Here is an 11,620-nt window from a genome sequence, read left to right as displayed (position 1 = left end):
TATAAAGAATTAAATCTAGTTGATTTTAAAACGAGTGATATTCGCACCCAGTTTTTGCAACTTATCTTCAATCTTTTGATAACCACGATCAATGTGGTAGATACGATCTACGATGGTCTCACCATCAGCAACTAGGCCGGCGATAACCAAACTTGCAGAGGCGCGCAAGTCCGTTGCCATTACTTGAGCGGACGTTAATCCCTCAACACCAACAGATACTGCGGTATTACCTTCAAGTTTGATGTCTGCACCCATACGTTGTAATTCTGGTACGTGCATAAATCGATTTTCGAAAATCGTCTCAACTGTCGTCGCGGTACCTTGAGCAATAGCATTAAGGGTAACAAATTGCGCCTGCATATCGGTTGGAAATGCCGGGTGCGGTGCGGTACGAATATTCACCGCTTTCGGGCGTTCATTCATTTCCAGTTCGATCCAGTCATCGCCGAAGGTAACGGCAGCGCCGGCTTCTTGCAATTTACTGATAACCGCTTCCAACGCGTGCGGGTCGGTATTCAGGCAACGTATTTTGCCACCAGTAACCGCAGCAGCAACCAAGAATGTCCCGGTTTCAATGCGATCAGGCATAACCTTGTGCTCTGCACCTTGCAATGACTCGACACCTTCAATGGTCAATGTGTCAGTGCCAGCACCAGATACGTTGCCGCCCATGGCGTTAATGAAATTGGCTAAATCAACAATTTCAGGTTCACGTGCGGCATTTTCAATAATGGTGGTACCTTCAGCTAGTGCTGCGGCCATCATTAAGTTTTCCGTACCGGTTACGCTAACGGCATCCATAAAGATGGTTGCGCCTTGCAAACGGCCTTGTTTCTTAGCGATGATATAACCATTTTCGACATTAATTTCTGCCCCCATCATTTTCAGGCCAGAAATATGCAAATCGACCGGTCTTGCACCGATAGCACAGCCACCAGGCAGTGATACTTCCGCGTGGCCAAAACGAGCCAACAAAGGACCAAGCACCAAAATTGACGCTCGCATGGTCTTTACCATCTCATACGGGGCTAAACAGTTATTGATTTGAGAAGCGTCAATATGCACGGCATCTTCACCCTGCCAAGACACTTGCGCACCTAACTCACCCAATAATTTGCAGGTGGTATTAATGTCATTCAATTGAGGTACATTACTTACTGTCAACGGAGTTTCAGCAAGAATGGTTGCAAATAAAATCGGTAATGCGGAGTTTTTGGCACCGCTGATGACGACATCGCCATTCAGTTGGTTACCACTACTTATACGAAACGCGTCCAAAATAGCCCTTCTTAGTGTTATTTAATATGTTATTTATGACGGCATATTAAACATTTTTTCACGCTGCCACTGAGCAGAGTTAAATGTTTTAATGGTTACCGCGTGGATTTTGCCTTCGGCAATAGCGCCTGCCAATGGCGCATATACCGTTTGCTGTTTTTTTACACGAGACATATCATCAAACATATCGGCAACGGCAATCACTTTACATTGTGAGCCATCAAAAGTGACATGTAATTCATCCAGCGTCAGACTGTCGTGCAGCAAACGTTCAATATCACTAACATCCATAGTGACTTCTCCAATTTTGTATTTAAGTTGCCAGAAATGGCGTTTATAGATTGACGCTTAATTCAGCGCCAACAGCTCATTAACTCGGCTTAAAGTAGCGAGTTTAACCAATTCTAAGGGTGGTTGGGAATAGTTAATTTTGATTTGTTTTTGTGCAGCGAACTCGAACAGCGCTATCAGCCAGGCCAGGCCTGCGGTATCAACCTTATTAAGCTTCGATAAATCAATATCTTGGCTATCTTGACTAACAATATCGGCAAAAACCTTTTGTTGCTTACCGATTATGCTTTTTCTTGTTAGTTCACCAACGACGGCCAATTGACCGTCATCATTGGTATCTATAGTAAAGTCGTTACTCAAGGATTACTGCTCCGTCGCCGGTTCACTTTGGGCTTCAATCTTAGCCCGAACTTCATCAGCGTTATCTTTAAATACGATCTTACGCTGACTTTTTTCCTTTAGCATTTCGGTTACTTTGGGTACCCCGTTTTGCGCTAAAATACTGCGTAATTCTTTTTGCTTGGCGTCTAATAGACTAATGCCTTCAGCAACAAGATCGAATGCTTGCCATTCATTGGTTTTACTGTTTTTACGGACTTTAAATTGAATGTTAATTGGTGGGCGTTGCTCATCGATAATATCAACACCTACCATAACAATTTTCTTCTTAGAAAAATCTTGTTCCGGCTTGAATACGATGCGTTGATTATCATACAAAGTGAAAACCTGTGCATATGAGGTAATCAAATACTCACGAAATGCTGCAACAAACTCACGTCGCTCATCTTTGCTGGCTTTCTTGGCATAGTTGCCAAGCACTTTTAACCCCGCATATTGGTAAAATATATGTGGCATCAACTCTTCACGAACGATGTCTTTAAGGATTTCTGGGTTTTCACGGATGTTTGCTTCTTCACTTGCAAAACGATCAAACGTAACTTGTGCAACTTCTTCAATCATTGCATAAGGGTTTGATTTGTCGACATCAGCGCTCGCCAATGTAGAAAAACTGACAATCGTAAAAACAAAACTAATTAATTTAATAAATAAAGATTTCATAAATGCTAATTCCGACAAATAAATTAGTCTTCACCCTGACTAAACAAAAACTGACCAATCAACTCTTCTAATACCAGAGCTGGCTTAGTATCTTCAATAAAATCACCTGGCTGCAATGTGCCTACACCAAGCTCTTCATCAACAAATCCTGGCTCTAAGCCAAGATATTGTTCACCTAATAGACCTGCAGTCAGTATAGAGACCGAGGTAGACTCAGAAAAATTGCTGTACTTACTGTAAATATCGAGAGTTACTACCGGCATATAATCTTCTGTATCCAGCTGAATCGACTGAACCCGACCAACGGTTACACCACCAACTTTGATTGGCGAGCGCTCTTTTAAGCCACCGATATTGTCAAATTTGGCATACAGCTTGTAGGTTTCACCATTACCTTTGATGCCAGCATCAGCAACTTTCAACGCTAATGCCAATAGGGCAGCTATGCCCAATGCAACAAAAATTCCTACCATTAATTCTATTTTCTTCGACACCATGTCACTACACCTACTATGCTAATTCGCAAACATCAGGGCGGTCAGAATAAAATCCAGACCTAAAACTATTAACGACGACTGCACCACTGTGGAAGTAGTCGCCCGACTTATGCCTTCTGACGTCGGCACACAATCATAACCTTTATATACAGCAACCCAAGTAACGACAAAGGCAAAGACAACCGCCTTTATCATGCCGTTCATGACGTCAGCACTCCAATCCACCTGAGCTTGCATCACTGACCAATACGTACCAGAGTCAACACCTAGCCAATCAACACCGACTAAATGCCCACCAAAAATTCCCACTGCAGAAAAAATCGCAACCAACAATGGCATAGAGATAAAACCTGCCCAAAAACGTGGTGCAATGACGCGTCGCAATGGATCAACGGCCATCATTTCCATACTACTAAGTTGCTCAGTCGCTTTCATTAAGCCTATTTCAGCGGTTAATGCTGAACCGGCTCGACCGGCAAATAATAGCGCGGTAACAACTGGCCCTAACTCACGCAGTATAGACAACGCAACCATAGGACCAAGGCTTGCTTCAGCGCCGTAACCTACCAGTATAGTGTATCCTTGCAGCGCTATAACCATACCGATAAAGGTACCGGACACGATAATTATCAACAGTGATAATACGCCAACAGAATATAATTGCTTAGCCAGCAATGGCCAGCCTTTGCGCACATTAGGCCAATGTAACAACGCTGATAACAACATCAACAACGCTCTACCTAGCCCTGCCACCATAGCGATTGTGGAACGCCCTAAATTTACTATTTGTTCAATCATTAACCGGCATCTCCAAGCAACTGCTTTTTATATGAGCTTGCAGGGTAATGAAATGGCACCGGTCCATCGGCTTCGCCTTTTATAAATTGTTTCACCAATTGTGATTGTTGCTGCTCAATTTCTTGCGGCGTACCTTCACCAATGATGCGTTGATCAGCGATGATGTATATGTAATCAGCGATACTCATCACCTCAGGTACATCATGGGAAACGACAACCGAGGTTAATCCTAAGGCGTCGTTAAGGTCGCGAATAAGGCGAACAACAACCCCCATTGAAATTGGATCCTGACCAGCAAAGGGTTCATCGAATAAAATCAACTCAGGATCAAGGGCAATGGCTCTGGCCAACGCCGCACGTCGAGCCATGCCACCGGATAATTCGCTTGGATGCAATTCCATAGCGCCACGCAATCCAACTGCTTCTAACTTCATCATCACCATTTTGGCAATCAGATCTTCTGGAAGTTGACTGTGCTCTCTAATAGGAAACGCCACATTGTCAAATACCGACATATCAGTAAATAAGGCACCAGATTGAAATAACATACTGATTTTTTTACGGAGACGATAAAGGTCCTTGCGAGACAATGCAGGAATGTTTTCGCCGGCAAACAGGATTTCACCTTGCTGGGGTTTTAATTGCCCACCAATAAGACGCAACAACGTGGTTTTACCAATACCACTTGGTCCCATGATTGCGGTGACTTTGCCTTTCGGAATGTTGAGGCTGATATTATCGTAAATACAACGCTCTTCCCTGAAAAAGCTTAAGTTTTTGATCTCTACAAGATTTTCCATCTTCACTTACTGATAATTATTATCGTTTCGATTTTACCCGAGCTGTATTGGTTTCGCATTATAAATTAGTAAGTAATTGTTAATATATTATAATTTTTAGCCAATCACGTCCGTTTTTTCAGAACGAAGCGTCACAAAACAGGTTTTTTATCTTCAAATTATAGCTTACGACCCTAGTTCAAGGATTAAGTTCGTTAGGTATTTGCAATATAAATTAAAAAATAACAAATAAGCAGCGTTATTTCAGCCATTAAAAAAGGCGCCAAAGCGCCTTTTTTCGTTAAATATTACATTTTTTATCAATAGGTTGCGTTATTAGAAGTTGTATTTCGCAGTGACGATTGCCGCATCTTGATATGCTGAGGTACCAAGCTTGTGGTCAGCGTAACGGTATTGCAAGCCAAGTGTCAGTTTCTTATTGGTGTGCCACCAAAGAGATACCGCACCATTGTGACCAACTGAGTTTATGATGTATTGCGTACCATTGTTACGGAATTGATCATCTCGGCCAAATTCAGTTTCATGCCATTGCGTCACGGCAAATTTTTCTTCGCCAATCATAAAATCATAACCTAATACATAACCGGCCATGAAACCGTTCATACCTGAGCCAGCAAACGTTTGATTTTCAACGTGCACACCGATGAATGGCTTGATCCACAATCCTGATTCAGTAAACAAGTCGTAACTTACACCCAACACGACGTTTTGATCGTAAAAGCCACCAGATGCTTCTGTGAATGAGTAAATGTGACCATAGTAGTTCCAATTTGACTCACCGATATTGACCGCAACAGACCCTTTCGCTGCGATACGGAAACCATCGGTGTCTCCTTTATCGTCTTCATCGGTGCGTGAGTTCTGTGGATTCTCAAAATCGATAAAACCGTATACATCACCCCAATCAAAGCCTGCGCCACCTTCAACTTCGATATAAAAGAAATCTTCTTTAGGGCCACCAAAGCCGCCGATATCAGGATCCGTTCTGTCTTCCGTCTTGTCGCTCCAGTCAAGATAGTTTATCGAAACATTTGCAAAACCATAATACTGTTCTGCCAACGCTGGGGTAGCTGCCATAGTTGCTGAAGCCGCCAATACAATCGCCAATTTACGCATCTTAATATCTCACATCTAATACATCACGCAGGCTATTGCTGAAAAAGCACCTGCTGCCTAAAAACTGGCGGGCATTGTATCGATTATTTTCTGTGCAACCATCTTTGTTTGGTTATCAAATGTAATCAATTAGAGACAAAAATTAGAGGGAGAAAGGGAAATGACTAAAATACAACACATTGAATGAGCATTTGGGTTACAAAAGATCACAATAAACATGGAACTTTCCAGTCTATGTGACTTTGTAACCGCCAAGTGCTGTTAAAATTACGTTAAATAACAAAGGTGTAAACTTGATCTCGATCAAACTGTAAACGACAAGTAAACCCAGTTAACATACTAAAAATTGTATTTAAGGGTGTAAATTATGGCGTCGTGATAGGCAGCTGTGCCTAATTTATGATCAGCATAACGATATTGAACGCCGGTGGTCATTTTACTGCTGAAGTGCCACCAAAGTGCTACCGCGCCGTTCCAACCCGTCGAGTTCAATGTGTATTGGGTACCATTGCCTCTAAATTGGTCTTTACGCGCAAACTCAGTTTCATGCCATTGGCTGATACCAAATTTTTGTTCGCCAATTTGGAAATCATAGCCCAACACCCAACCTGCCATATAACCATTAGTACCTGAACCGTTAAATGTTTGGTTTTCGATATGCACACCAAGAAATGGCTTCATCCAAAAACCGGATTCGGTAAAAATGTCATAACTAAAGCCTAACACCCAGTTTTGATCATAAAAGCCGTTCGATGCTTCAGAAAAGCTATAAAAGTGCGAGTAGTAATTCCAATTTGAGTCGCCAACATTAACCGCGATCGAGCCTTTCATTGCATAACGAAAACCATCGGTTTCGCCAGCATCCTCTGAAAACTGACCGTAGTTGCGACTATTACCAGGGTTTTCAACATCAAAGAAACCATAGATATCGCCCCAATCAAACCCGGCTCCACCTTCTACTTCGATGTAGAAGAAGTCTTCTTTTTCCCCACCAAAGCCACCAATATCGGGATTAGAACGATCTTCGGCTTTATCAGTCCAATCTAGAAAGTTGATGTTTACATCAGCAAAACCATAAAATTGTTCCGCCTGTGCGTTGGAGGTCACGAATGCAAATGACAAAAGTGGAAGTAGTAACTTATTTTTCATGGTGATTCCCTATATTGCTTAACAGGTTGTCTGGCTTTATTTGCTACTTGCAGCAAATGGCTCTGTTATTGCTATGAATAAAAGCTTATTTTGTTTTTCAATATTTGCCATTTTTCACGGCGATTTTGTCTAAAACTAAGGGGAATTTTGCTTAAATCTGTGATTTCTCCACAAATTTTTTGTTTATTTGTACTTTATCTCTTTTAATTTGTGTCATTTACAGCGAAAATTTAAAGGCTATTTTATGGAGCAATAGATGTTCATTGAAGTCTTAATACTAATAATTTCTCTTATCGCGCTAATCTACAGCGCCGATAAATTTGTCTTTGGCGCAGCAGCGATTGCGCGTAATTATGGCATTGCGCCGATGATTATCGGTCTTACTATCGTCGCGATGGGCTCATCCGCGCCGGAAATGGTGGTGGCAGCAACCGCTTCTTTACAAGGCGCACCGGATACCGCAATAGGTAATGCTATCGGTTCAAATATCACTAACATCGCTTTAGTGTTGGGCCTTACTGCGTTATGCAAACCGTTAGCCGTTTCATCACTCACCTTAAAACGTGAGTTACCGATTCTATTAATCGTCACCTTTATTGCCAGCTATATGATGTTTGATCTGAATTTCAGCTTTATTGAGGGCTTGTTATTAATGGTCGGCTTCTTGGTGTTCATCATTAGTTTACTTATGGTGAGTATAAAACAAGTAAAGCACCATAAAATTGAAGATCCGATGATTGCTGAAGCGCAATCTGAAATCCCAGAAAACGTCAATAACTTAGTCGCCCTAGCTTGGTTGGTGTTTGGACTCGTGCTACTGCCATTAAGTGCTAATTACCTCGTTGAATCAGCCACGGTTATTGCCAAAGCGTTAGGCATGAGCGATTTGGTGATTGGTTTAACGATTATTGCAATTGGTACCAGCTTGCCGGAATTGGCAGCGAGTGTGGTCAGCATCATCAAAAAAGAAGATGATTTGGCTTTGGGCAATATCATCGGCTCCAATATCTTTAATATTCTTGCTGTTTTAGCGTTACCTGGTCTTATCGCGCCCGGTGTCGTTGACAGTGAAGTCGCGAGTCGTGATGTGCCATATATGATGGCGTTGACTATTCTCCTTTTTGCCTTATGTTTTAGCCGCTCTGGACATTTTAGAATCACCCGTGTTAAAGGTGGGGTTATCTTCATTGGCTTTATCGTCTATCAATACCTAATCTTTACCTAGGATTCTTTAGTTTATGCCTAATGCAAAACAATTTAAGCAACTTGCCGCAAACGTAATCGATATTGAAAAACAAGCAATCGAAAATTTGCATAATTATATCGACGACGAATTTGCCAAAGCCTGTCAATTGATGTTTGATTGCTCAGGTCGAGTTATTGTTATCGGTATGGGTAAGTCCGGACATGTCGGCGGAAAAATTGCAGCGACATTGGCCAGCACAGGAACACCAGCTTTTTTCGTTCACCCTGGAGAAGCCAGTCATGGTGACTTGGGGATGGTGACTAGCTCAGATGTGGTCTTGGCGATATCGAATTCCGGTGAAACCGCTGAAGTATTGGCGATTATGCCGGTTATTAAGCGCATCGGTTCAACCTTGATTGGTATGTCAGGCAATACCAATTCAACATTAGCCAAATTGAGCGACGTACATATTTGCATCGCCGTGCCTCAAGAAGCATGCCCGTTAGGTCTTGCACCTACGTCGAGTACAACAGCGACCTTGGTGATGGGAGATGCGATGGCGGTGGCATTATTGAACGCTCGCGGCTTTACTGCTGATGACTTTGCATTGTCACACCCAGGTGGCAGCCTAGGTAAACGTCTGTTGTTGCGACTTGAAGATGTTATGCACAGTGGTGATAGACTGCCTAAAATTCATTATCGGGCACTTATTAAAGATGCACTTGTCGAAATGACACAGAAGGGTTTGGGTATGACCGCCATTACCGATGATGATGGTCGATTATTGGGCTTATTCACCGATGGTGATTTACGCCGAATCCTTGATGAGCAGGTAAATCTGCATCATGATTATATAGAGTCGGTGATGACCAAACATCCTGTGGTTGCTAAACGACAAATGTTGGCAGCCGAAGCATTAAAGCTAATGGAAGATAAAAGCATCAATGGTTTAATCATCGTTAATGATGACAATGAGCCTGTCGGCGCAATGAATATGCACGATATACTTAAAGCAGGAGTATTGTAATTGAGTACTGGCAAAACCATGACCACTACCTTGTACGGGCAGGTCGACAGCGCCATTATAGAGAAAGCCAAACAGATCAAATTATTGGTCTGCGATATCGATGGTGTTTTTTCTGACGGTCGTATCTACCTCGGTAACGATGGTGAAGAGTTGAAAGCATTTAACACAAAAGATGGTTTTGGTATTAAAGCCGTCGGTCAAAATGGTGTCGATGTTGCAGTCATTACCGGGCGCAAGTCCAACATAGTACAAAATCGCATGCGCGCTCTGAACGTAAAATTCATTGTTCAGGGACAAGAAGATAAAATGCCTGCGCTTATCGATATCGCCAATCAATTGTCTATCGACCTAGAACAAATAGCCTATATCGGCGATGACGTACCAGACTTACCCTGTATCGAGCAGGTTGGTTTTGGTGTCGCCGTTAACGACGCTCACCCTTTGGTTAAAAATGGTGCTGACTACATTACCTTTTTAGCTGGTGGATGCGGCGCGGTACGGGAATTATGTGATCTTATTATGCAATCCCAAAACACCTTGCATCTGGCAACAGGAGCAAGTGTATGAGTCGATTGCATCTGATTTCCATTCTGTTGTTTATTTTGGCACTGGCGTCTTATGGATACCTTCATTATCAACAATCACAGCAAGCTGACGTTGAGGTTATTAAACCTTTAGATGAGCCTGCTTTTGTTGCTAATGCACTAAGCTCAAAGAAATTCGACAGTGATGGCCATCTGGTGCACACCATTTACGCAGAGCAAATGACCCACTTTGATCAACTGGGCGAAACCAAATTACTTAAGCCTGCCTACACTTTATACCCCGATGACGGCTCTGAGCCTTGGCGACTAACCGCAGAAAGTGGTTTTCTCGGCAAAGACAATATCTTAATTCTAAAAGATAGAGTAAGATTAATCTGTGAAGATAAAAATGCCTTCATCTCAGAAGTTCAGGGGGAAGAGTTGGCATTGGATCTGGATACTAAAATAATAACCTCAGACCAAAATATCCTATTGAAAGGTAAAGACTTTACCATGAGCGGTGTAGGTTTGAAGGTTGATATAAATACTACCGAAATGACATTGAGTGAACATGTACAAACAACCTTTAAAAAACATGACTCATAAACTATTAGTCAGTGCTGCCTTATTGCTTCCCAGCTTTTGGCTGAGTGCTGAGCAATCAGACTTTGAAAAAGAAATTAAAATTGTTGCGCAAAAACAGTCAACCGATTTAAAAAATCGCATTGCCAGTTATATCGACGACGTCAAAATAACCCAGGGCACTTTGACTATCGAAGCCGATTTAGTTCAAGTCAGCAATGAAAACGATTCACAGGCAAAAAAATATTTGGCTAAGGGAACACCGGCCAGATTTAGCCAAACGCTCGATAATGGTGATCAAATTGAATTGCAAGCCAATGAAATTAGCTACTCACCATTAACCAATATCATCGTTATTCGTGGTAATGCCAAAGTAAGTCAGCAAGGCAGCATGGTGCAAGGTGATGTGATTACCTATAACCTTGAAACCGAGCAGCTTACTGCCGATGGTGATGGCAGCGGCATTGTGACCACAATTATCGAACCTGAAGTGAAAGACAAGATCAACAAAAAAGACAATAACGAAACCACTGAACAAGAACAGTAATCATGACTGCAACGCTCGAAGCCAAAAATCTCGCTAAGGCCTATAAAGGTCGTAAAGTTGTTAAAGATGTCAGTATGACGGTTAAAGCCGGTCAAGTAGTTGGCTTGCTGGGTCCTAATGGCGCAGGTAAAACCACATCGTTTTATATGATTGTCGGCCTAGTCGCTAGCGACGAAGGTACCGTGACACTGAACAATGTTGATCTTACCTTATCGCCTATGCATGAGAGAGCGCGTCACGGCATCGGATACTTGCCTCAAGAAGCATCGATTTTTCGCAAGCTTTCTGTCTACGATAACATCATGTCTATACTGCAAACCCGCAAGGAAATGACGGCAAATGAGCGTCAAGAAAAGCTTGAGTCGTTGGTTGAAGAGTTCAATATCGGTCATATCGTAGAAAATACTGGGCAAAGCCTATCCGGTGGTGAACGTCGCCGCGTCGAAATTGCCAGAGCATTGGCGGCGGATCCGCAATTTATCTTGCTCGATGAACCGTTTGCCGGTGTTGACCCTATTTCAGTGGGTGACATTAAAAAAATTATCTTACATTTAAAAGAACGTGGTATCGGTGTCCTTATCACCGATCACAATGTTCGTGAAACTTTGGATGTATGTGAGCATGCCTATATCGTTAGCCATGGTGAGTTGATAGCCCAAGGCAATGCTGAACAAGTTTTATCAAATCAACATGTACGAGACGTCTACCTAGGCGAGAAATTCACGCTATAGTTATAACTAGTGCAAGGAAAAAACGCCGCAATGAT

Annotated in this window: 15 protein-coding genes; 6 read left to right on the top strand and 9 right to left on the bottom strand. The window is 42.4% G+C overall.

Features of this window, described 5'->3' with window-relative positions; genetic code table 11:
• Window positions 1–15: 15 nt before the first annotated feature.
• From murA to E2K93_RS10475, 9 genes are all read right to left on the bottom strand, one after another.
• Window positions 16–1,278 carry a UDP-N-acetylglucosamine 1-carboxyvinyltransferase gene (murA, locus tag E2K93_RS10515; protein WP_135439051.1) on the bottom strand — a complete coding sequence of 421 codons (1,263 nt, stop codon included), beginning with the start codon at window positions 1,276–1,278 and terminating at the stop codon, window positions 16–18.
• A gap of 33 nt (window positions 1,279–1,311) precedes the next feature.
• Window positions 1,312–1,569 (bottom strand): BolA family protein, encoded by a 258-nt coding sequence (locus tag E2K93_RS10510; RefSeq protein WP_135439050.1) that lies wholly within the window; start codon window positions 1,567–1,569, stop codon window positions 1,312–1,314.
• A gap of 57 nt (window positions 1,570–1,626) precedes the next feature.
• Window positions 1,627–1,929: an STAS domain-containing protein gene (locus E2K93_RS10505; RefSeq protein WP_135439049.1), complete on the bottom strand. Its 303-nt coding sequence runs from the start codon at window positions 1,927–1,929 to the stop codon at window positions 1,627–1,629.
• Between the two features lie 3 nt (window positions 1,930–1,932).
• Window positions 1,933–2,628 carry a phospholipid-binding protein MlaC gene (mlaC, locus tag E2K93_RS10500; RefSeq protein WP_135439048.1) on the bottom strand — a complete coding sequence of 232 codons (696 nt, stop codon included), beginning with the start codon at window positions 2,626–2,628 and terminating at the stop codon, window positions 1,933–1,935.
• A gap of 23 nt (window positions 2,629–2,651) precedes the next feature.
• Complete coding sequence (mlaD, locus tag E2K93_RS10495; protein ID WP_135439047.1) at window positions 2,652–3,125, bottom strand: outer membrane lipid asymmetry maintenance protein MlaD; 474 nt, start codon at window positions 3,123–3,125, stop codon at window positions 2,652–2,654.
• 18 nt (window positions 3,126–3,143) lie between these two features.
• Complete coding sequence (gene mlaE, locus E2K93_RS10490; protein WP_189637749.1) at window positions 3,144–3,923, bottom strand: lipid asymmetry maintenance ABC transporter permease subunit MlaE; 780 nt, start codon at window positions 3,921–3,923, stop codon at window positions 3,144–3,146.
• Complete coding sequence (mlaF, locus tag E2K93_RS10485) at window positions 3,923–4,723, bottom strand: phospholipid ABC transporter ATP-binding protein MlaF (protein WP_135439046.1); 801 nt, start codon at window positions 4,721–4,723, stop codon at window positions 3,923–3,925. Before mlaF ends, mlaE begins: the two co-directional genes overlap by 1 nt.
• Window positions 4,724–5,038: 315 nt before the next feature.
• A complete protein-coding gene (locus E2K93_RS10480; RefSeq protein WP_135439045.1) occupies window positions 5,039–5,839 on the bottom strand; it encodes an outer membrane protein OmpK in 801 nt (266 codons plus the stop codon).
• Window positions 5,840–6,178: 339 nt separating this feature from the next.
• Window positions 6,179–6,988, bottom strand: a complete 810-nt coding sequence (locus E2K93_RS10475; protein ID WP_135439044.1) for an outer membrane protein OmpK — start codon at window positions 6,986–6,988, stop codon at window positions 6,179–6,181.
• A 256-nt stretch (window positions 6,989–7,244) separates the two neighbouring features.
• Between E2K93_RS10475 and E2K93_RS10470 the strand changes: the two genes are divergently transcribed.
• From E2K93_RS10470 to lptB, 6 genes are read left to right on the top strand one after another with little or no spacing between them, the layout of a single operon-like run.
• Window positions 7,245–8,213, top strand: coding sequence for a calcium/sodium antiporter (locus tag E2K93_RS10470; protein ID WP_135439043.1), 969 nt, complete (start codon window positions 7,245–7,247; stop codon window positions 8,211–8,213).
• A gap of 13 nt (window positions 8,214–8,226) precedes the next feature.
• Window positions 8,227–9,201: a KpsF/GutQ family sugar-phosphate isomerase gene (locus E2K93_RS10465; RefSeq protein ID WP_135439042.1), complete on the top strand. Its 975-nt coding sequence runs from the start codon at window positions 8,227–8,229 to the stop codon at window positions 9,199–9,201.
• Between the two features lie 18 nt (window positions 9,202–9,219).
• A complete protein-coding gene (kdsC, locus tag E2K93_RS10460; protein WP_135440467.1) occupies window positions 9,220–9,768 on the top strand; it encodes a 3-deoxy-manno-octulosonate-8-phosphatase KdsC in 549 nt (182 codons plus the stop codon).
• Entirely contained in the window at window positions 9,765–10,331 is a 567-nt protein-coding gene (gene lptC, locus E2K93_RS10455) for an LPS export ABC transporter periplasmic protein LptC (protein WP_135439041.1), read from the top strand. Before kdsC ends, lptC begins: the two co-directional genes overlap by 4 nt.
• Window positions 10,321–10,854: a lipopolysaccharide transport periplasmic protein LptA gene (lptA, locus tag E2K93_RS10450; RefSeq protein ID WP_189637748.1), complete on the top strand. Its 534-nt coding sequence runs from the start codon at window positions 10,321–10,323 to the stop codon at window positions 10,852–10,854. The genes lptC and lptA overlap by 11 nt, the downstream gene beginning before the upstream one ends.
• Window positions 10,855–10,856: 2 nt before the next feature.
• Window positions 10,857–11,585, top strand: a complete 729-nt coding sequence (gene lptB, locus E2K93_RS10445) for an LPS export ABC transporter ATP-binding protein (protein ID WP_135439039.1) — start codon at window positions 10,857–10,859, stop codon at window positions 11,583–11,585.
• Window positions 11,586–11,620: the final 35 nt, after the last annotated feature.

The sequence above is a fragment of the Thalassotalea sp. HSM 43 genome (assembly GCF_004752005.1).
GTDB lineage: Bacteria > Pseudomonadota > Gammaproteobacteria > Enterobacterales > Alteromonadaceae > Thalassotalea_A.
Note: the sequence above shows the minus strand (reverse complement) of the source record. Positions and strands in the feature narration are given on the sequence as shown.

Bases quoted from the DNA above. Each gene is read 5' to 3' on its own strand.
- E2K93_RS10510 (WP_135439050.1), bottom strand. From the start codon at position 1,569: ATGGATGTTAGTGATATTGAACGTTTGCTGCACGACAGTCTGACGCTG.
- mlaC (WP_135439048.1), bottom strand. From the start codon at position 2,628: ATGAAATCTTTATTTATTAAATTAATTAGTTTTGTTTTTACGATTGTC.
- mlaD (WP_135439047.1), bottom strand. From the start codon at position 3,125: ATGGTGTCGAAGAAAATAGAATTAATGGTAGGAATTTTTGTTGCATTG.
- mlaE (WP_189637749.1), bottom strand. From the start codon at position 3,923: ATGATTGAACAAATAGTAAATTTAGGGCGTTCCACAATCGCTATGGTG.
- mlaF (WP_135439046.1), bottom strand. From the start codon at position 4,723: ATGGAAAATCTTGTAGAGATCAAAAACTTAAGCTTTTTCAGGGAAGAG.
- E2K93_RS10480 (WP_135439045.1), bottom strand. From the start codon at position 5,839: ATGCGTAAATTGGCGATTGTATTGGCGGCTTCAGCAACTATGGCAGCT.
- E2K93_RS10475 (WP_135439044.1), bottom strand. From the start codon at position 6,988: ATGAAAAATAAGTTACTACTTCCACTTTTGTCATTTGCATTCGTGACC.
- E2K93_RS10470 (WP_135439043.1), top strand. From the start codon at position 7,245: ATGTTCATTGAAGTCTTAATACTAATAATTTCTCTTATCGCGCTAATC.
- E2K93_RS10465 (WP_135439042.1), top strand. From the start codon at position 8,227: ATGCCTAATGCAAAACAATTTAAGCAACTTGCCGCAAACGTAATCGAT.
- kdsC (WP_135440467.1), top strand. From the start codon at position 9,220: ATGACCACTACCTTGTACGGGCAGGTCGACAGCGCCATTATAGAGAAA.
- lptC (WP_135439041.1), top strand. From the start codon at position 9,765: ATGAGTCGATTGCATCTGATTTCCATTCTGTTGTTTATTTTGGCACTG.
- lptA (WP_189637748.1), top strand. From the start codon at position 10,321: ATGACTCATAAACTATTAGTCAGTGCTGCCTTATTGCTTCCCAGCTTT.
- lptB (WP_135439039.1), top strand. From the start codon at position 10,857: ATGACTGCAACGCTCGAAGCCAAAAATCTCGCTAAGGCCTATAAAGGT.